21 protein-coding genes and 1 tRNA gene are annotated in these 18,904 nt (G+C 30.5%); 11 read left to right on the top strand and 11 right to left on the bottom strand.

What is annotated here, in order from left to right; genetic code table 11:
- Nucleotides 1-76, top strand: a tRNA-Tyr gene (locus Q0842_RS12560).
- A 230-nt stretch (nt 77-306) separates the two neighbouring features.
- Here Q0842_RS12560 and Q0842_RS12555 read toward each other — a convergent pair.
- From Q0842_RS12555 to Q0842_RS12545, 3 genes are all read right to left on the bottom strand, one after another.
- Nucleotides 307-930 (bottom strand): tRNA (guanine-N1)-methyltransferase, encoded by a 624-nt coding sequence (locus Q0842_RS12555; protein WP_298498546.1) that lies wholly within the window; start codon nt 928-930, stop codon nt 307-309.
- A gap of 144 nt (nt 931-1,074) precedes the next feature.
- On the bottom strand, nt 1,075-2,523 hold the full coding sequence (locus tag Q0842_RS12550; RefSeq protein ID WP_298498544.1) for a glyceraldehyde-3-phosphate dehydrogenase: 1,449 nt from the start codon (nt 2,521-2,523) through the stop codon (nt 1,075-1,077).
- Nucleotides 2,524-2,664: 141 nt separating this feature from the next.
- Nucleotides 2,665-4,074 carry a trypsin-like peptidase domain-containing protein gene (locus Q0842_RS12545; protein ID WP_298498541.1) on the bottom strand — a complete coding sequence of 470 codons (1,410 nt, stop codon included), beginning with the start codon at nt 4,072-4,074 and terminating at the stop codon, nt 2,665-2,667.
- 290 nt (nt 4,075-4,364) lie between these two features.
- Between Q0842_RS12545 and dapF the strand changes: the two genes are divergently transcribed.
- From dapF to Q0842_RS12520, 5 genes are all read left to right on the top strand, one after another.
- Nucleotides 4,365-5,138, top strand: a complete 774-nt coding sequence (gene dapF / locus Q0842_RS12540; protein ID WP_298498539.1) for a diaminopimelate epimerase — start codon at nt 4,365-4,367, stop codon at nt 5,136-5,138.
- Nucleotides 5,135-5,659, top strand: coding sequence for a GNAT family protein (locus Q0842_RS12535; RefSeq protein ID WP_298498537.1), 525 nt, complete (start codon nt 5,135-5,137; stop codon nt 5,657-5,659). Before dapF ends, Q0842_RS12535 begins: the two co-directional genes overlap by 4 nt.
- On the top strand, nt 5,660-6,703 hold the full coding sequence (gene mltG / locus Q0842_RS12530; RefSeq protein WP_298498535.1) for an endolytic transglycosylase MltG: 1,044 nt from the start codon (nt 5,660-5,662) through the stop codon (nt 6,701-6,703).
- Nucleotides 6,703-7,614, top strand: a complete 912-nt coding sequence (locus Q0842_RS12525; protein ID WP_298498532.1) for a DUF2279 domain-containing protein — start codon at nt 6,703-6,705, stop codon at nt 7,612-7,614. Before mltG ends, Q0842_RS12525 begins: the two co-directional genes overlap by 1 nt.
- Nucleotides 7,615-7,724: 110 nt before the next feature.
- Nucleotides 7,725-8,384 carry a peptidoglycan-binding protein LysM gene (locus Q0842_RS12520; RefSeq protein ID WP_298498529.1) on the top strand — a complete coding sequence of 220 codons (660 nt, stop codon included), beginning with the start codon at nt 7,725-7,727 and terminating at the stop codon, nt 8,382-8,384.
- A 3-nt stretch (nt 8,385-8,387) separates the two neighbouring features.
- Here Q0842_RS12520 and Q0842_RS12515 read toward each other — a convergent pair whose 3' ends face one another.
- From Q0842_RS12515 to dnaA, 3 genes are read right to left on the bottom strand one after another with little or no spacing between them, the layout of a single operon-like run.
- Nucleotides 8,388-9,104 carry an SAM-dependent methyltransferase gene (locus Q0842_RS12515; RefSeq protein ID WP_298498526.1) on the bottom strand — a complete coding sequence of 239 codons (717 nt, stop codon included), beginning with the start codon at nt 9,102-9,104 and terminating at the stop codon, nt 8,388-8,390.
- Nucleotides 9,097-9,558 carry a low molecular weight protein-tyrosine-phosphatase gene (locus Q0842_RS12510; RefSeq protein WP_298498523.1) on the bottom strand — a complete coding sequence of 154 codons (462 nt, stop codon included), beginning with the start codon at nt 9,556-9,558 and terminating at the stop codon, nt 9,097-9,099. Before Q0842_RS12510 ends, Q0842_RS12515 begins: the two co-directional genes overlap by 8 nt.
- A 17-nt stretch (nt 9,559-9,575) precedes the next feature.
- On the bottom strand, nt 9,576-11,003 hold the full coding sequence (gene dnaA, locus Q0842_RS12505) for a chromosomal replication initiator protein DnaA (RefSeq protein ID WP_298498520.1): 1,428 nt from the start codon (nt 11,001-11,003) through the stop codon (nt 9,576-9,578).
- A gap of 187 nt (nt 11,004-11,190) precedes the next feature.
- Here dnaA and Q0842_RS12500 point away from each other — a divergent pair, with 187 nt between their 5' ends.
- Nucleotides 11,191-11,589, top strand: coding sequence for a thioesterase family protein (locus Q0842_RS12500; protein WP_298498517.1), 399 nt, complete (start codon nt 11,191-11,193; stop codon nt 11,587-11,589).
- On the opposite strand, the gene Q0842_RS12495 is transcribed toward Q0842_RS12500, so the two are convergent.
- From Q0842_RS12495 to Q0842_RS12480, 4 genes are read right to left on the bottom strand one after another with little or no spacing between them, the layout of a single operon-like run.
- On the bottom strand, nt 11,590-12,198 hold the full coding sequence (locus Q0842_RS12495) for a YigZ family protein (RefSeq protein WP_298498515.1): 609 nt from the start codon (nt 12,196-12,198) through the stop codon (nt 11,590-11,592).
- Nucleotides 12,199-12,200: 2 nt separating this feature from the next.
- The gene (locus Q0842_RS12490) at nt 12,201-12,815 is read right to left on the bottom strand and encodes an HAD family phosphatase (protein WP_298498513.1); all 615 of its coding nucleotides are present in this window, start codon (nt 12,813-12,815) and stop codon (nt 12,201-12,203) included.
- Entirely contained in the window at nt 12,808-13,812 is a 1,005-nt protein-coding gene (gene ribD, locus Q0842_RS12485; protein WP_298498511.1) for a bifunctional diaminohydroxyphosphoribosylaminopyrimidine deaminase/5-amino-6-(5-phosphoribosylamino)uracil reductase RibD, read from the bottom strand. Before ribD ends, Q0842_RS12490 begins: the two co-directional genes overlap by 8 nt.
- Before the next feature lie 2 nt (nt 13,813-13,814).
- Nucleotides 13,815-14,270, bottom strand: coding sequence for an LEA type 2 family protein (locus Q0842_RS12480; protein ID WP_298498509.1), 456 nt, complete (start codon nt 14,268-14,270; stop codon nt 13,815-13,817).
- 53 nt (nt 14,271-14,323) lie between these two features.
- Here Q0842_RS12480 and Q0842_RS12475 point away from each other — a divergent pair, with 53 nt between their 5' ends.
- The 4 genes from Q0842_RS12475 (at nt 14,324) to Q0842_RS12460 (ending at nt 18,492) form a co-directional block, all read left to right on the top strand.
- Entirely contained in the window at nt 14,324-14,815 is a 492-nt protein-coding gene (locus Q0842_RS12475; protein ID WP_298498507.1) for a GNAT family N-acetyltransferase, read from the top strand.
- A 9-nt stretch (nt 14,816-14,824) separates the two neighbouring features.
- Complete coding sequence (gene prmC / locus Q0842_RS12470) at nt 14,825-15,670, top strand: peptide chain release factor N(5)-glutamine methyltransferase (RefSeq protein WP_298498505.1); 846 nt, start codon at nt 14,825-14,827, stop codon at nt 15,668-15,670.
- Nucleotides 15,670-17,667, top strand: coding sequence for an NAD-dependent DNA ligase LigA (gene ligA / locus Q0842_RS12465; protein WP_298498503.1), 1,998 nt, complete (start codon nt 15,670-15,672; stop codon nt 17,665-17,667). The genes prmC and ligA overlap by 1 nt, the downstream gene beginning before the upstream one ends.
- Before the next feature lie 87 nt (nt 17,668-17,754).
- The gene (locus tag Q0842_RS12460; RefSeq protein ID WP_298498501.1) at nt 17,755-18,492 is read left to right on the top strand and encodes a hypothetical protein; all 738 of its coding nucleotides are present in this window, start codon (nt 17,755-17,757) and stop codon (nt 18,490-18,492) included.
- Between the two features lies 1 nt (nt 18,493).
- On the opposite strand, the gene Q0842_RS12455 is transcribed toward Q0842_RS12460, so the two are convergent.
- Nucleotides 18,494-18,874, bottom strand: a complete 381-nt coding sequence (locus Q0842_RS12455; RefSeq protein ID WP_298498499.1) for a DoxX family membrane protein — start codon at nt 18,872-18,874, stop codon at nt 18,494-18,496.
- Between the last annotated feature and the right edge of the window lie 30 nt (nt 18,875-18,904).

The raw sequence follows: 18,904 nt of genomic DNA, 5'->3' as shown, positions 1-18,904 counted from the left end.
ATACTCAAGCGGCCAACGAGGGCAGACTGTAAATCTGCTGACTACGTCTTCGCAGGTTCGAATCCTGCTCTCCCCACTAACAAACAGAAAAAGCAAGCTATTTAATAGCTTGCTTTTTTATTTTTGAGGTATTTCTGTTTTTTAATTTTGTTTAATGATTCGTGGATATCAAACGTTTTAATGTTTTATATCCAACGTTAAACAAATCTAGTTGAAAATTATTACAAAGTCAAGTTTGGTTCAATAAAAAAATCTGTAATGAAACATTACAGATTTTATATATTTTTAAAACAAAAAGGCGTGTTATTATCCCTTTTTCTGTTTGTTAATTTCGTCTTGTAATTGGCGTCTCACTTTTTGTTCACGCTCTAAAGCCGTTCTGCGGTGCTCGTTAAATTCTTCTTCAATTTCTGCTAAATCATGATTCGCTTTTCTAGTAATAGCATTACTGTTTTTAAACTTATAAATAAAGAAAATAAGTAAGGCTAATAAAGCGCCAATAATAGACCACATAAGTACGTTATAGCTAATTTTGCTCATTTGCATACCAAACAAAGCCATATTGTTTTTCTCAGAATTGGTTTTATCTAAGTCTGTTTTAGTATTAGAAAGATTGGCTTTTAAATCTGAAATTTCTTTAGCTTGCGTTTTAACCACCGCTTGTGTTTCAGTTAGGTTTTTATGTACTGTTTTAAGCGAATCTAGAGTATGTGCTCTTAGTGCCAAAAACATGCTGCGTTTTACGGCCTCGTAAGCTTGCCCATTGGTACCTTTAAAATTCCCAGATTTTTTAAGAATGTATTCAAATTGATTATCAATGGAGCTCTTGTAAAGCGATAATTGGTCATCATCTTGAGTTTCTTGAGAGAATGAGGTTAAGCTAATTAGGCATGAAAATACTATTAAAAATAATGATTTGATAGGATTCATTTTAAACTGGTTTTGGTTCTATTTGGTTTGCGAATTTATAAAATATTGTTTATTAATTGATTATAAATCAATAAAAAGCCTCATTAAATGAGGCTAATTTATATACGATTTAAATTTAAAAAAAGATTTTAATTCTTTTTTTTATTAATAATAGGTGTAACGTCTCACCTTAGCAATATATTTTGCTAGTCTTATAACTTGGTGGCTATAGCCATATTCGTTATCGTACCAAATGTATAAAACAATATTTTTGCCATCTTTACGTACAATTGTGGCTTTACTATCATAAATAGATGGGGCAGAGCTACCTACAATATCACTAGATACTAATTCGTCGCTTAATTCGTATTTAATTTGCTCTACCAAATCGCCTTCTAAAGCATATTTTTTTAAAATGGTATTTACACCGTTAAGCGATGTTTTATTTTTTAATTCTAGATTAAGTATTGCTAATGATCCGTTAGGTACAGGCACTCTAATAGCGTTTGATGTTAGTTTGCCTTCTAAACTTGGTAATGCTTTAGATACGGCACTTCCAGCACCTGTTTCGGTAATTACCATATTTAATCCGGCAGCTCTTCCGCGTCGGTATTTACTATGAAAATTATCCACTAAATTCTGGTCGTTTGTATAGGCGTGTATGGTTTCTAAATGGCCGCTTTTTACACCAAAAGAGTCTTCTACAGCTTTTAAAACCGGTGTTATAGCATTTGTAGTACAGGATGCAGCAGAAAAAATATCTAATTCATCTGGATTATATTCTCTATGATTAACACCATGTACAATATTAGGAATCCCTTTTCCCGGTGCTGTTAATAACACCTTATCAATACCTTTAGATTTTAAATGCTTACCTAAAGCTTCTTTATCTCTAAACGCACCTGTATTATCAATAACTAAGGCATTATTAATATTAAATTTTGTATAATCAATATCTTCAGGAGAATTTGCAGAAATAATATTAACCGTTGTACCATTAATAATAAGCGCGTTATTTTTAATATCGACAGCTACTGTGCCCGGAAAATCGCCATGAACAGAATCGTTACGCAAAAGAGAAGCTCTTTTTTCTAGTATTTTAGCATCAATGGTGCCTCTAGTAACAATAGCTCTTAAACGAAGTTGGCTACCTTTGCCAGTTCTGGTCATGAGTTCTCTTGCTACCAATCTGCCAATTCTACCAAAGCCATAAAGCACCACATCTTTAGGCTCTATACTTCCATTTTTACTGGCATCTTTTAATTTATTAGCGACAAAAGCTTTGGCATTATTATGCTTATTATCTTCTAAATGATACTCATAAGTAAGTTTTCCAATATCTAGTTTTGCTGGAGGCACATGAAGTGCTTTAATAGCTTGTGCTATTTCAACAGAATCAAAAATAGAAATTGGTTTTTGAACAAATTTACCTGCATACTCATGTAAATTTAAAATCTGACTTACATTTCTATCAATTAATTGATTTCTAAATAAAACCAATTCGATGGATTTGTCATACCATAAGTCGCTTACCGTTTTAATAAATTCGACAGTAGCTTTTCTACGGTCTGCTTGAAAGGCTAATTCTTTTTCATAAGTTTTGTTAGAACCCATTGCTTAAATAGTTTAGTTTGTGTGTTTAGTTTTGTCAAAAATACTATATTTCAAACGTTTTCGTAAGCTATAATAGTAAAAAAATAACCCTTCAAAAATTTATATATTTGAAGGGTTAATTAATTCGATAAATGAAGACTTTTATCTAAAATTATAACGTTCTAAATCACCATTTGAATTAATAATTTCTAAACGTAATGAGTCATTATCCGATTGTGATTTTAAAGCAGTTTGTACATCATCAACACTTTTAACTTTCATATCGTTAATAGATGTAATAATACAACCAGCTTCAATACCGTTTTTTTTCCAATAATCGGCATATTTAGAATTTAGTTCTGTAATCTTAACACCATAAGTAACATTGTATTTTTTAAGATCGGCAGATTTTGCATTTTTTATTCTTCCTACTAGCGGCATTGTAAACGTATCATTTTTTGCAAGTGTAACAGCAATCGATTTCATATCGCCATTTCTAGATACTTTTAAATTTACAACATCATCAGGGCGTTTAGCACTTAAATGCCCTGTTAAATCAGAGAATTTAGAAACTTTAATATTATCTATTTCTTTAATAATATCGCCTTTTTTAATACCAGCTTTTTCAGCTCCAGAGTCTTCCACAACACTATCAATATAAACACCTTCGGTATCTGTAACGCCAATTTCTTTAGCCATCATACTATTTAAAGCACCACCTTGTATACCTAAAATACCATTTTGTACGTTACCGTACTCCATAATATCTTCAATAACTTTTCTGGCAATATTACTAGGTACAGCAAAGGAATACCCCACATAAGAACCCGTTTGCGATGTAATTGCTGTATTAATACCAACCAATTCGCCGTTAGTATTTACAAGCGCACCACCAGAATTACCAGGGTTTACAGCGGCATCTGTTTGTATAAAAGATTGTCTGCTTGTACCCGATAAATCTCTAGATTTTGCGCTAATAATACCCGCTGTAACTGTGCTTGTTAAGTTAAAAGGATTACCAACAGCTAACACCCATTCGCCAATTTTAGCATTATCAGAGTCTGCAAAGGTTACAAATGGTAGGTCCTCATCTGCTTCAATTTTTAAAAGAGCAATATCCGTTTTTGGGTCGGCACCAATTAATTCAGCAGTATAGGTTTTATTGTTATTTAAAGTTACCGATAATTCATGTGCATTTTTAATAACATGATTATTGGTAATAATATAACCATCAGAATTAATAATAACACCAGATCCGGTTCCCATTTGTGCACGCTCAGAACTTCTACCAGAAAATAAATCCTGTAATGTGTATTGTCCAGAACTTAAAGTTACATTTTTTACGTGTACTACCGCATTTACAGTATTTTCAGCAGCTACTGTAAAATCAATAGTCTCCTCAGCTTTAAATAATGCATTTATGTGGCTATTGTTGGTAGGTAAAAATGCCGAATTGGTGTTTTCCTGTGCTACAATTACAGGTTTTTCTTCTTCTAAAAATAATTTGTAGGCTCCTAATGTAAAAATACCACCTAAAGCCGAAACCAATACTAATGTTATAATCTTCTTCATAATTTTCGTTTAAGTTTAATTAACGATTAAAATTAATTATTTATTGAATTGAGTTTACTGTTTTAACTTTTTTTAACGTGAACTTTAACGACCATTTAACAATCCTAAAAATAATTTTTTGGGCGTTACCACAAGGGTCGGGCTTTTTGTTGCAAGTCCGCGCTCGCGCCTCGCTGTGGGCTTTCCACTTCAATCCCTAACGCGCTTTTAAATCATATTCTTAAATTATTATCAAGTTTTTAAAATTCAACATAAAATTTAAATCACTTCTTTTATCTTTGCTATACAATATGCAACAGACTTTTTACAAATACCAAGGAACAGGAAATGATTTTGTGATGATTGATAATCGTCAACAAACATTCAACAAAAAAGATACCAAACACGTTGCGTTTTTATGCGACCGACGTTTTGGCATAGGTGCCGATGGCCTTATTTTATTAGAAAACCATCCAGAATACGATTTTAAAATGGTTTACTACAATGCCGATGGTAATGAAAGTACTATGTGTGGTAATGGTGGCCGTTGTTTAGTCGCCTTTGCAAAGCAATTAGGCGTAATAAAAGATAAAGCTATATTTCAAGCAATTGATGGTTTACACCATGCAAGCATTAAAGACGATATTGTAAAGCTTCAAATGTTAGATGTTAATACTGTTGAAACGCATAAAAATCATGTGTTTTTAAATACAGGATCGCCACATCATGTACAATTTGAAAAAGACATTGCAGAATTCGATATTAAAACAAAAGGTGCTGCCATTCGCTATGGCGAGCCTTATAATGAAGCTGGAAGCAATGTTAATTTTGTAAACAAACAATCCAATACTACTTTTAGAGTTAGAACTTACGAAAGAGGGGTAGAAGATGAAACTCTATCTTGTGGTACAGGAGTAACTGCTGTAGCCATAGCTATGCATCATTTAGGAGAAACCGATAAAACCCAAATTACTTTAAATGTTGAAGGTGGCACATTAGATGTATCTTTTGAAGTTGAAAATAACACCTATAAAAATGTATGGCTTATTGGTCCTGCAAAACTTGTTTTTAAAGGTAGTATATGATAACTCTAAAAGGCGAAAATATATATTTGCGTGCTTTAGAGCCCGAAGATTTGGAGTTTATTCATACCATAGAAAACGATGAGTCTATTTGGGAAATTAGTAATACCCAAACACCATATTCTAAATTTTTAATTAAACAATATTTAGAGCATGCACACAAAGATATTTTTGAAGTAAAACAATTAAGATTAGTTATTTCGAATTATAATGACCTAGCTTTGGGTATGATTGATTTATTCGATTTCGATTTTAAAAACAGAAGGGCAGGAGTAGGTATATTAGTTAAAGAGCCTAATGACAGATTAAAAGGTTACGGCCGCGAAGCTCTAAAATTACTAATAGATTACAGTTTTAAACATTTAGATTTACATCAGTTATACTGTAACATATCAGAAGACAATGGTGCTAGTGTAAAATTGTTTTCAAACCAAGGTTTTAAACAAATTGGATTAAAAAAAGACTGGAACTATGTAAATGGTTCTTATAAAAACGAATATTTATATCAGCTTATTAATAATTAAATGTACATAAAAAAAATACTCTTAGCAATTGTAATTATTGGCCTTATAGTGGCTGCATTTTTTGCGAATTTTGTTTATAAAGCGATGTTAAAACCTAATACCGCTTTTAATAACGAAGCAGCTTATATTTTTGTGCCAACAGGTGCAAGTTATCAAGAAGTTCGCGAGCAACTAGAACCTTTATTAAAAGATATTGAGTCTTTTGATGATTTAGCAGAACGAAAAGAATACACTAAATATATTAAAGCAGGTCGTTTCCAAATAAAAAAAGGAATGACAAACAATGATATTATAAATTCCATTAGGAGTAAAAATTTACCAATAAAAGTATCTTTTAATAATCAAAGTACATTAGAAAAACTAGCAGGACGTGTTTCACAAGAAATTGAAGCAGATAGTATATCACTTTTAAAAGCCATGAAAGATGCTTCTTTTTTAACTAAAAATAATTTTAAAGAAGAAACGGCATTAGGTATGTATTTACCTAATAGTTATGAATTTTTCTGGAATACATCGGCAGAGTCTTTTAGAGAGCGTATGCTAAAAGAGTATAAGCGTTTCTGGACAGATGCAAGAATTAAAAAAGCACACGATATTGGCTTATCTCAAGATCAAGTAATTGCTTTAGCATCTATCGTTTATGAAGAATCAAAACAAGCTTCAGAACAGCCAAGAATTGCTGGTGTTTACATGAATAGAATACGAATTGGTATGCCGCTTCAAGCAGATCCTACTTTAAAATTTGCAGCTTATAAACTTCCAGAATATAAGAATACAGTTATAAAACGTGTTCTTAATATTCATAAAGATATAGAGTCGCCTTATAATACTTATAAAAATAGAGGCTTACCTCCTGGGCTTATAGCTATGCCAGATATTTCAGCAATTGATGCTGTATTAAATCATGAAAAACATAAGTATTTATATTTTGCTGCTGATGCCAAGCGTTTAGGCTTTCATAAGTTTGCTAAAACATTGTCTCAGCATAATGTTAATGCTAGAGAATACCAGCGTTATTTGTCATCTCAAGGCATAAATAGGTAGTGCGTTTTTCTGTAGTAAAACATATTATATTTTTTGTTTTATTATCTACATTATCCTTTTCTCAATCTAAATTTGATGAGTTTTTAACACCTAGTGATTCACTTAATAAACCTAGGCGAAATGCTGTTGTAATTTCTCAAGCTTCTTTAGGCACATTAACCCTTATAGGATTAAATCAATTATGGTATAAAGATTTTGAGCGTTCAAAGTTTCATACTATTAATGATAATAATGAGTGGTTACAAATGGATAAGTTAGGACATGTTTTTACATCATATCAACTTGGTAAACATGGCGCTCAACTTTTAAACTGGAGTGGAGTAAGTGAGAAAGACCAATTATTGTATGGAGCCACTTTAGGTTTTACCTTTTTGTCTGCTGTTGAAATTCTTGATGGATATTCAAAAGAGTGGGGATTTTCATGGGGAGATATTTTAGCCAATGGAGCAGGAACTGGGTTGTATGTTGGTCAAGATTTATTATGGAAAGAGCAACGAATTGCTTTAAAATACTCTTTTCATCAAACAAAATTTGCAAAGCAACGTCCAGATAAGCTAGGAGAAACGTATTTAGAACAAATTTTGAAAGATTATAATGGGCAAACATATTGGCTTAGTGCTAATTTGCATGCATTCTTTAAAACAAGCAAAATACCTAAATGGTTAAATGTAGCTGTAGGCTATGGAGCAGAAGGTATGCTAACAGGAACAAAAGATATTGACAATCAGGTGTTAACAACTAATCAGCGCTATAGGCAGTACTATTTAAGTTTTGATTTAAATTTGAATGCAATTAATACTAATTCAAAATTATTGAAGTCTATTTTTAATGTTTTTAATATGATAAAAATACCGTTGCCGACTTTAGAATTTAATAAAAAAAGGGCTGTATTTCATCTATTCTACTATTAAAGATAGTCGATAATCGATTAATTTTGAAGTTATTAAAAAAAGTATTACTTTTGCACGCTCAAATTTCAAGGTGTATTAAATAAAAAAATATACTGAAAAAATTTAAAATTATGGTAAGAAATATTGCAAGTTACGTATCAATTACGCTTACAATATTAACACTATTGTATGTCTCGTTTCAGTCAAATGAAACAATAGATTTAAGTAAGTACTCAACAGAGGGTTTAGACTTAAATTACACAGTAAGTATTGATGCTTCTGTGAATGATAAACATTCTGCATTAAAAGATTCAGACTTTGAATTTTCACCTTATTTAGGAAAATCATTTGTTGGCTTTAAAGAAGCACTAGCTTTTAAAGAGTCTGGTGGTGATTACACTTCGGTTAACACTTATGGTTATTTAGGGAAGTATCAATTTGGATCTGAAACACTAAAGCTTATTGGAATTCACAATCCATCAAAATTTTTAAAGAACCCAAAATTACAAGAAAAAGCTTTTATTGCTAACTCTGCTCGTAATAAATGGATTTTAAGACGTGATATTAAGAATTTTGTTGGAAAGCGAATCAATGGTATAATAATTACAGAATCTGGTATTTTAGCAGCAGCTCACCTGGCAGGTCCTGGAAGTGTAAAAAAATACTTAAGAAGTTACGGTTTAGATAATTTTGCAGATGGTTATGGTACAACAATACATAACTACATGAAACGTTTTTCTGGTTACGATACTTCCTTTGTTAAACCAAACAAGAAAGCAAAAGCTATTTAAAAATTAGCTTTTATGAATTATAAATATGGTAGGTCTTTTATGAAGGTCTACCTTATTTTTTTTCCATTGATTGGCAGTCTGTGTTTTTATAAACTCGGTACTTAAAGTAATATCACACGCAACACAAATGTCAGTATTGTTTTCTAGCACAGCAGAAAGATCTTCTAGCATTTTATTATTTCGATAAGGCGTTTCAATAAATATTTGTGATTGATTTTGCTCAAACGATAAACGTTCTAATCTTTTAATTTCATTTTTACGTTCACCTTTATCAATAGGAAGGTAGCCATTAAAAGTAAAACTCTGCCCATTCATTCCAGAACTCATCATAGCCATTAAAATTGAAGACGGACCAACTAAAGGCACTACTTTTATGTTTTTTTGGTGTGCTAATTTAACAATATCTGCGCCAGGGTCTGCAACTCCTGGGCAACCAGCTTCAGATAGTAAGCCTACATCAATACCATGCAAACATGGGTTTAAAAATGATGGTATTTCAGTTGCTTCAGTAAACTTATTTAAATGAAACATATTTAAAGATGGTTGCGATTTATCTGGACTAATTTTTTTTATAAAACGTCTAGCTGTTTTATCGTTCTCTACTATAAAAGTATCAATTGTATCAATTGTTTGCTTAACAGTAATAGGTAATACTTCTAAGGGTTCGTTATCTCCTAATGTTGTAGGGATTAAGTATAATTTACCTGTCTTGTTAGTCATTGTTGTGTAATAAATTGTTAGCGATATTTTCGCAAGCTTCATTTAACATTTGATAAATGTTTTCAAAACCTTGATCACCTCCGTAATAAGGATCTGGAACTTCAAAGTTTTTTCCTGGGTAAACTTCGTTTAAAATGTATTTTACTTTATCAAAATCTTCTTTTGATCTTCCTAATTTAATTACATTTTGATAATTTGATTCGTCCATTACATAAATAAAATCAAAAGAATCAAAATCAGAAATAACAAATTGTCTGCCTTTAAGGTTAGAGATATCTAAACCGTATTTTTTAGCAATAGCAATTGAACGTTTATCTGGAGAACTTCCTTTATGGTAATTGGCTGTTCCTGCAGAATCTATTATAAAATCGTTTGAAAGTTTTGATTTTAATATACCTTCAGCAAGAGGAGAACGACAAATGTTTCCTAAGCAAACCATTAAAATTTTAGTCATGATAACTAGTGTGTAACTTAAATAGAAAGTTTTTTACCTATATCTTCAACGTATTTTCTAAATTGTTTGTCGGTTGATGATAAGTTGTCTACTGTTTTACAAGCATGTAGTACTGTTGCATGATCTCTTTTTCCAATTTGCGAACCAATACTAGCCAAAGAAGCTTTAGTGAATTTTTTAGCAAAAAACATGGCTAATTGCCTAGCTTGAACAATATGACGTTTTCTTGTTTTAGATTGTAATGTATCAATATCCATTTGGAAATAATCTGATACTACTTTTTGTATGTAATCTATAGAAACTTCGCGTTTTGTATTTTTTACAAACTTTTCTACAATTTGACGAGCTAACTCTAGTGTAATTTCTTTTTTGTTGAAAGAAGATTGTGCAATTAAAGAAATAATTGCGCCTTCAAGCTCTCTAACATTAGATTTTATGTTTTTGGCAACATATTCAATAATATCATCTGGCATTTCTACACCATCACGATATAATTTGTTTTTTAATATAGAAACACGGGTTTCAAAATCTGGATTTTGTAATTCTGCAGACAGTCCCCATTTAAAACGAGATAATAAACGTTGCTCAATGTCTTGCATATCAACAGGTGCCTTATCACTAGTTAAAATAACTTGTTTACCGTTTTGGTGCAAGTGATTGAATATATGAAAAAAGACATCTTGTGTACCAGATTTACCAGATAAGAATTGTACATCGTCAATAATTAATACATCAATTATTTGATAAAAATGTATAAAATCATTTCTGTTATTTTTCTTTACAGCATCAATATATTGTTGCGTGAATTTTTCGGCAGAAATATATAAAACTGTTTTTTCTGGATATTTATCCTTTATATCAACACCAATAGCGTGTGCTAAGTGAGTTTTTCCTAAACCAACACCACCAAAAATTAATAGTGGATTGAAAGATGTGCCACCCGGCTTATTTGCAACAGCTAATCCAGCACTTCGTGCTAATCTATTAGAATCACCTTCTAAGAAGTTTTCGAAACTATAATTTGGATTAAGTTGAGATTCAATTTTTACGTTCCTTATACCAGGAATTACAAATGGATTACGTAATTCTGGGCTTTTATTTTTTAAAGGAACATCAACATCTTGTGATTTTAATGCACCTCTATTAGAACTAGGAATTTTTTCAGTAAAAGGTTGTTTGTTACCATAAGTGTTTTCCATTTTTATAATGTAAACAAGTCTGGCAGTATCTCCTAATTCTTTTGTAAGTGCAACTTTTAAGATTTTAACATAATGTTCTTCTAGCCATTCGTAAAAGAATTTACTAGGTACTTGAATGCTTAACGAGGTATCTGTAAGCTTAACTGCTTTTATTGGTTCAAACCAAGTTTTATATGCTTGCGGCTGAATATTATCCTTTATAAAATCAAGACAGTTGTTCCAAACCGATTGCGCAGTTACACTCATTTTTTAATTTTTGTTGTGTTTTTTAATTAGAATTTATATGAAAATAAATTTCATAACCCCCTTTTTTCGTGTGGCAAATATGTGAACAAAATTCTTAAAAAAAAAATGAATTTCTATTGAATATTAAGAAATTTTTCCCCATGTTTAACCTCTTGTCGAAACTACAAAAAAATATTCAATAATACTTATGAAAATCGATGAAATACAAATAAGAGTGAGATATGGTGAAACAGACCAAATGGGAGTGGTTTACCACGGCAATTATGCATTATATCTTGAAATGGGTAGAATTGAATGGTTAAGAAAACTTGGAGTTTCCTACAAATCTATGGAAGAAAGTGGTGTTATGTTGCCAGTAGTTTCTTTAAACATAAACTATAAAAAATCAGCAGGTTATGATGATGTAATTAATGTAAAAACTCAACTAAAAAATAAGCCAACTGCTAAGATTGAATTTGAGTACGAAATTACAAATGAGGCTGGAGAGATTTTAACTACTGCAAGTACCGTTTTAGTATTTGTAGACATGAAAACAGGAAGACCAACAAAAGCTCCAAATTATATTTTAGACCTACTCAAAGAATAATTATTTCATTTTTATATCAATTTCATAAAGTCGATTAAATAATTCAAAAATTGCTTCAGATTCATTTTTTCTTACAGAAATTGTTATTTTACAATCCATTTCTAATTCTTGATTAATAATATTTATTCGCTTTTCTTTGATTTTACGCATTACAGTATTCATATTTTTGTAATCAAAAGAAATGAGATATTCAATATTTATTGTTTTTTCAATAATGGTTGAAGTTTCAAGCGCCATTTGAGCAGCTGTTCTATATGCATTTATCAAACCACCAACGCCTAATTTAACTCCACCAAAATACCTAACTACTACAATTAAAATATTTGTAACATTAAAAGATTGGATTTGACCATAAATTGGCATGCCTGCTGTATTGCTAGGTTCGCCATCATCATTTACACGATAATTTATGGTTTCTGTACCCATTTGATAAGCATAACACCAATGCCTTGCAGAATGGTGTTCTTTTTTTAACTCTTCAAGAAAGTCTTTTGCATCTTCTTCATTTAAAACAGGAAATGCGTAACCAAAAAACTTGCTATTCTTGTCTTTGAATAACACAGGTTCAGATATGCTTTCTATAGTTTTATATGTGTCTGTTGCTAACAATATTATTTAAAATAAGTTTTTTTAGTTTCAAACAGAGTAATAACATCTTCCGTTTCTGGATTAATATGCCAAGTTTTAAAATTCATATTTTTTGCTGTAGAGATATTGTCTTTGTTGTCATCTATAAATAAACATTCACCAGCTATAAGGTTATTTTCATTTAAAACAAATTCAAATATATCTTGATTGGGTTTTACCAAATTTATTTCATGCGAAAGGTAGAAGGTGTCAAAGCAATCTTTAAATTCATCAAAAAACAAAACGTTTGTTTTAATAAAATCTATATGGAGTGCATTGGTATTACTTAATAATATTAATTTATAGTTTGAATTTGATTTAAGTTCTTTTAAAAAGTCTAAGCGTTGTTTTGGAAAATCTTTGAGCATATAATTCCAAACATCTATGAGTTCTTCATTAGATAAATTCGGAAAGTTTTGAGAATAAAAGTCTAAAAACTCTTCAGTTGATATAAGTCCTTGCTCATAAAAGCTATTAAAGCCTAGCATTTCCTCTGAAAGAGATTCAATTTGAAATTTTTCTAAGGCATGATTATAGGCTGCTTCAAGATTTAAATTAATAAATACATTACCAAAATCGAAAATTAGGGTTTTAATCATTAATATATATTTTAAGTGTATCTGTAAGTATGTTTTCTTCAGACTGTAGTTTTCCGTTAAATTTTGGTGCTTTAATACCTTTTTTGAATGATGATTGCCCAGTAAAAACTCTAGCTTCGTCCCAAAGGTTTTCATCAATAAAAGTTTGAAGTGTTTTGGCCCCGCCTTCAATAATTACTGAGTTAATATTTTTTTCAAATAGATAATTACAAATTTGTTTTGCAACAGGTTTTGAAAAATCGATGTTGTTTTTTGATATTAAAATACTTTCTGCTTCAGTATTAATTACTGTATGTTTTTTTGAAAGTTTTTCATGTTTATCTATGACTATTCTAATAGGATTATTACCAACCCAATCTCTTGTTGTTAAACTTGGGTTATCTTCTATAACGGTATTGGTGCCTACTAAAATCGCTTGCTCTTCTGCACGCCATTTATGAACTAATTGTCTTGAAAATGTATTTGTAATCCAAACTGGTTTTTGCGCACTCTTACTCTTTGGGGCAATTAAACCATTGCTAGTTTCGGCCCACTTTAATATTATATAGGGTCTTTTTTTATTATGAAATGTAAAAAATCGCTTATGGTGATTTTTGCATTCATCACCTAAAACACCAACAATTACATGGCAACCAGCATCTTTTAATTTTTTAATGCCTTTACCTGCAACGTCTTTATTATCATCAATACAACCAATAACAACATTAGGTATTTTATGTTTTATTATAAGATCACTACAAGGTGGTGTTTTTCCAAAATGCGAACAGGGCTCTAAGGTTACATATAGCGTGGCTTCTTTTAATAGACTTTTATTAGATATTGAATTTATAGCATTAACTTCAGCATGGCTACCACCATATGGGCTAGTAAAACCTTCGCCAATAATTTTATTTTTATATACAATTACACTACCAACCATGGGATTTGGTCTGGTGTTTCCTAGGCCATTCTTAGCAATTTGTATACAGCGTTTTATGTAAGTTTCGTGATTTGTCAATATTAGAATTTAATTTTTACATTTTCAGTTTGATCAATATTATAATAATGTGAAAACCCTAAAACTTTATATTTAATTTCACCCTTATACTGCACTTTAACTTTTTTACTAAATAAACTTCCAATTAAGCCACCAAGACTTTTATTGCTAAAAAGACTATCAGTAGGGACGTTTGTTTTTAAAGGTATTGAGAATTCTTTTTTTGCAGGAACTTCAAATTTCTCAGTAGAGACAGATGCCATTTCATTGTCGTTTACAAATACTTTAATTTCATCTGTTTGTAACTCGCCACCAATATCATTTGGATTTATAAATTTAGCATTAGCAGTAAAAGTAATATATTTTGAAGTCGATTCTAAAACCTTAATATTTTCTACTCCAATAAATTCTGGTTTTTTATTTACAGAGCAGCTAATTAAAGCAATACAGATTGTTGATAAGATTATAAGTTTTTTCATTCTGATTTTTTTCGATTTAATGTATCTTCACTACTTTAAAAGTGCTAATTAAAGTGAGTAAAGATACTATAGTTATTCGAGAAATTGAACCTCAAGATAATGAGCAAATAGAACAGGTTATTAGAGGGTGCTTTCACGAATTTAATATCCCTTTAGAGGGGACGGCTTATACTGATGCAGAAACACAGAGTATGTTTGAATCTTATCAAAAAGCAAATGAAGTATATTATGTAATTGATAAAGATGGTGTTGTTTTAGGTGGAGGCGGTATAAAACCTTTGAAAAATTTTGAAACTGAAATATGTGAAATTCAAAAAATGTATTTTTTACCTAAAGTAAGAGGTAAAGGTTTTGGTAAAGCTTTATTTGAAGCATGTTTAAAAGCAGCTAAGGATTTAGGATATAAGCAATGTTATATAGAATCTGCACACCAACTTAAGGCGGCAATACATATATATGAAAGTTACGGTTTTAAGCATTTAGATAACGCACTTGGTAACACAGGACATTATTCTTGTGGGATATGGTTGATAAAAGATTTATAAAATGTACAAATGAAATTAAAACACCTTAAAAATATATTCCACGATGATTTAGATGCTATTTATGGCGAAGATGAAGTTGATAGTTTTTTTTATATGTTGATTCATGACTATTTTGATGTTACAAAAATTCAATTGGCTATGGATCCAACAATTGCAATTGATGATCCTGAAAAAATTCTTGAATCGCTAAGTTTTTTAAGAGACCATGTTCCAATTCAATATATAATTGGTGAAACAGAATTTTATGGGTTACCGTTTAAAGTTAATAACCATGTTTTAATTCCTAGACCAGAAACCGAAGAGTTGGTTGAGCGTGTAATAAAACAAACAGCAAATAATGCCACAATTAAAATTTTAGATATTGGTACCGGAAGTGGTTGTATTGCTATTTCGTTAGCTAAAAATTTACCTAATGCTAAGGTTTATGCATTAGATGTAAGTAAAAAAGCCTTAGAAGTTGCTAAACAAAATGCTAAATTAAACGCTGTTGATGTTGAGTTTGTTGAAGCAGATATTTTAAAAACAAAAAGTATTCGTGATTTAAAGTTTGATATTATTGTATCTAACCCACCTTATGTGCGCGAAAAAGAAAAAGTGTTTATGAAACCTAATGTTTTAGAAAACGAACCGCATTTAGCATTATTTGTAAAAGACAATAATCCATTACTTTTTTATGAAGCTATTACAAGCTTTGCTATTTTAAATTTGACAGAAAATGGGGTGTTGTATTTCGAAATCAATGAATATTTAGGAAACGACATGATTGAATTGTTACATGATAATAATTTTAAGAATATAGAATTAAAACAAGATATCTTTAAAAAAGATAGAATGATAAAAGGAATTAAAAGTTAATGAGTACTATAGAGCAACAAATAATAAACCTTCGTAACGAATTAAGAGAGCATAATTATAATTATTATGTACTTGATAATGCCACCATTTCAGATTATGATTTTGATATAAAACTGAAAGAACTCCAGGAATTAGAATTAAAACATCCTGAATTTTTTGATAAAAACTCACCTACGCAGCGCGTGGGAGGCGAAGTGACTAAAAATTTTGAAACAACTGTACATGAGTACCGTATGTACTCTCTAGATAATTCTTATTCTAAAGAAGATTTACAAGATTGGGAGACTCGCTTAAAAAAGTTAGTAGATGGCGATATACAATATACTTGCGAGTTAAAATATGATGGTGCTTCAATTAGTTTAACTTATGAAAATGGTAATTTAGTGAAAGCGGTTACCAGAGGCGATGGGTTTCAAGGTGATAATGTAACTGCTAATATTAAAACAATCAAATCGGTACCATTACAATTAAAAGGTGATTATCCTCCAAAATTTGATATAAGAGGTGAAATTGTTTTGCCATACGAAGGATTTATTAAAATGAATGAAGAACGTATTGAAATAGGGGAAGAACCATATCGAAATCCTAGAAATACAGCTTCAGGAAGTTTAAAATTACAAGATAGTGCAGAAGTTGCTAAACGTCCGTTAGAGTGCTTGCTTTATAATTTAACAGGCTCTAATTTAGGTGTAAAAACTCAGTTTGAAAGTTTAGATAAAGCTAGGCAATGGGGCTTTAAAGTACCTAGTGCTGCTAAAATCGCTAATTCGATTGATGAAGTTTTAGAGTTTGTTGAATATTGGGATATACATCGTCACGATTTACCTTATGAGACAGATGGTGTAGTTATTAAAGTTAATAATTTACAGCAGCAAGAAGAATTAGGCTATACTGCTAAAGCACCACGATGGGCTATGGCTTATAAGTTTAAAGCAGAGCAGGTTTCTACAAGATTAAATAGTATTACTTACCAAGTTGGGAGAACGGGAGCTATTACTCCTGTAGCTAACCTAGAACCTGTAGAATTAGCTGGTACAACAGTTAAAAGAGCATCGCTACATAATGCAGACCAGATACAAAAATTAGATATAAGAGTAGAAGATGAAGTTTATGTAGAAAAAGGAGGTGAAATCATTCCAAAAATACTTGGAGTAGATTTAGCAAAACGTCCTGTAAATTCTCAACCTACAAAATATATTTCAAATTGCCCAGAATGTAATACAGAACTAGTTAGGCAAGAAGGAGAGGCACAACATTACTGCCCTAATTATAATGGTTGTAATCCTCAAATTATTGGTAGAATTCAGCATTTTATATCTAGAAAAGCAATGGATATTGATGGTTTAGGAGGTGAAACTGTGGCGCTTTTAGTTAATGAGGGGTTAATATCTAATTATTCAGATTTATATGAATTAACTAAAGAACAAGTAATTCCTTTAGAACGTATGGCAGAAAAAAGTGCCGAAAATTTAATTCAAGGAATAGAAGCTTCTAAAAAAATACCTTTTGAGCGTGTCATGTTTGCTTTAGGTATTAGATATGTAGGTGAAACTGTGGCAAAAAAATTAGTTAAGCATTATAAAAGTATCGATGCTATAATTGCAGCTACTAAAGAAGATTTGGTTAATGTTGATGAAATAGGTGTTAAAATAGCAGAAAGTGTAAATGATTTTTTTAACGCTGAAGAAAATATAGTTATAATTAATAGGTTAAAAGATTTTGGTGTTCAGTTAGAAATGTCTGCAGAGGCATTAAGTGGGCAAACAGAGCTTCTAAAAGGTGATATTGTTGTTGTATCTGGAGTTTTTCATAAAGTATCAAGAACTGAGTTGAAAAAACTTATTGAAGATAATGGCGGGAAGGTTAGTAGTTCTATTTCTTCTAAAACTAGCTACATTGTTGCAGGGGATAGTATGGGGCCAAGTAAAAAAGATAAAGCAGAAAAACTTGGTGTAAAATTGATTAGCGAAATTGAATTCTTACAAAAAATACAGTAAATTGATATTTTTATCGATAAAGTGTAAATAAAACACGTTAAATAGTTTTTTTTGTATATATTTGTACTTCAACAATAAAATACTCTCATGTACAAGTCGAAAGTCTTGGTTGGTTTTGTATTAATTTGCTATTTTTTATTTGCCATATTTGAATTTGGCGGAAAGGAAGAGATTGCTTTCTACTTTCAGTCATTAATTGTACCAGTTATTACTGTCTTTTATTCGTTATTTATTAAACCAAAAAGTAAATTGTTTTGGCTGTTTTTAATTAGTTATACCCTTTCAGATATTTTAGGCATAATAATAGTTAATTTGCCTAATTATGGATCAGAATTTTTATATGACATTGAGTATTATGTATGTAACTCACTATATATACTAGCATATATGTTTCTTGTTTTTAAAATAGGTATGTCTATTAACTATAAACATGTTTTAAAACATTTAAAAATGCATGTATTGGTATTAACTATTTTAAATATTTATTTGCTTTACGTTATACATGCCATAATAAATCCTAATTTAATTCTTGAAAGTGATTACTATTTGGAGTTAACATATAATGTTGTAGTGCTAACTTTATTATCAATTGCATTATTAAATTATTTTTATAGAGATAATAAAAAAGCACTATACCTGTTTTTAGGAGCATTGTGTATTGTTTTTTCTGAGGTAATGGATATTGCTTACATATATGTAGCACAACGCTGTTTGTTAAACTTTTTAGGAACAACTCTTGCGTTAGGAGCGTTTTATTTCTTCTACCAACAATCAAAGTTATTGAATATTATAAATAAAGAGGAAGAGTTTGTTTTTGTAGAATAATTTAATTGATATTAATAAACGGAATATCTTTTTTATAAAAGTACAGGATAATCGCAGATAGCATAAATGTTAGTACAGCGGTACTAAATAAGACACCATTATCATTTCTAACTTCAATTCCTAATTGTGTTAAGTGTAATACAATTGCTCCTCCTATAATGCCTAATGTTAAAAGAGCTCCAGCCCAAACTGTTTTTGGTATTAACAATAAAACACCAGCAACTAATTCTAAAATGCCAATGCCAATTCTACCAATTGGTTCTAATCCAACAGTTTCAAAGATGTAAACACTATCCGGGTGAGCAGTAAACTTAAATCTTAAAGTTTGTATTAAAATAATAGCTACAATTATTCGCAATATTAAAGGAATGTGTTTTTTCATAATTGGTTTGTTTAGTTAGGTCTTTATTTA

The organism is uncultured Algibacter sp., assembly GCF_947495675.1.
GTDB lineage: Bacteria > Bacteroidota > Bacteroidia > Flavobacteriales > Flavobacteriaceae > Algibacter_B.
Note: the sequence above shows the minus strand (reverse complement) of the source record. Positions and strands in the feature narration are given on the sequence as shown.

What these genes read in the sequence shown, in the direction of transcription:
- Q0842_RS12555 (WP_298498546.1), bottom strand. Translation starts at nt 930, where the DNA reads ATGAATCCTATCAAATCATTATTTTTAATAGTATTTTCATGCCTAATT.
- Q0842_RS12550 (WP_298498544.1), bottom strand. Translation starts at nt 2,523, where the DNA reads ATGGGTTCTAACAAAACTTATGAAAAAGAATTAGCCTTTCAAGCAGAC.
- Q0842_RS12545 (WP_298498541.1), bottom strand. Translation starts at nt 4,074, where the DNA reads ATGAAGAAGATTATAACATTAGTATTGGTTTCGGCTTTAGGTGGTATT.
- dapF (WP_298498539.1), top strand. Translation starts at nt 4,365, where the DNA reads ATGCAACAGACTTTTTACAAATACCAAGGAACAGGAAATGATTTTGTG.
- Q0842_RS12535 (WP_298498537.1), top strand. Translation starts at nt 5,135, where the DNA reads ATGATAACTCTAAAAGGCGAAAATATATATTTGCGTGCTTTAGAGCCC.
- mltG (WP_298498535.1), top strand. Translation starts at nt 5,660, where the DNA reads ATGTACATAAAAAAAATACTCTTAGCAATTGTAATTATTGGCCTTATA.
- Q0842_RS12520 (WP_298498529.1), top strand. Translation starts at nt 7,725, where the DNA reads ATGGTAAGAAATATTGCAAGTTACGTATCAATTACGCTTACAATATTA.
- Q0842_RS12515 (WP_298498526.1), bottom strand. Translation starts at nt 9,104, where the DNA reads ATGACTAACAAGACAGGTAAATTATACTTAATCCCTACAACATTAGGA.
- Q0842_RS12510 (WP_298498523.1), bottom strand. Translation starts at nt 9,558, where the DNA reads ATGACTAAAATTTTAATGGTTTGCTTAGGAAACATTTGTCGTTCTCCT.
- dnaA (WP_298498520.1), bottom strand. Translation starts at nt 11,003, where the DNA reads ATGAGTGTAACTGCGCAATCGGTTTGGAACAACTGTCTTGATTTTATA.
- Q0842_RS12500 (WP_298498517.1), top strand. Translation starts at nt 11,191, where the DNA reads ATGAAAATCGATGAAATACAAATAAGAGTGAGATATGGTGAAACAGAC.
- Q0842_RS12490 (WP_298498513.1), bottom strand. Translation starts at nt 12,815, where the DNA reads ATGATTAAAACCCTAATTTTCGATTTTGGTAATGTATTTATTAATTTA.
- Q0842_RS12480 (WP_298498509.1), bottom strand. Translation starts at nt 14,270, where the DNA reads ATGAAAAAACTTATAATCTTATCAACAATCTGTATTGCTTTAATTAGC.
- prmC (WP_298498505.1), top strand. Translation starts at nt 14,825, where the DNA reads ATGAAATTAAAACACCTTAAAAATATATTCCACGATGATTTAGATGCT.
- ligA (WP_298498503.1), top strand. Translation starts at nt 15,670, where the DNA reads ATGAGTACTATAGAGCAACAAATAATAAACCTTCGTAACGAATTAAGA.
- Q0842_RS12460 (WP_298498501.1), top strand. Translation starts at nt 17,755, where the DNA reads ATGTACAAGTCGAAAGTCTTGGTTGGTTTTGTATTAATTTGCTATTTT.
- Q0842_RS12455 (WP_298498499.1), bottom strand. Translation starts at nt 18,874, where the DNA reads ATGAAAAAACACATTCCTTTAATATTGCGAATAATTGTAGCTATTATT.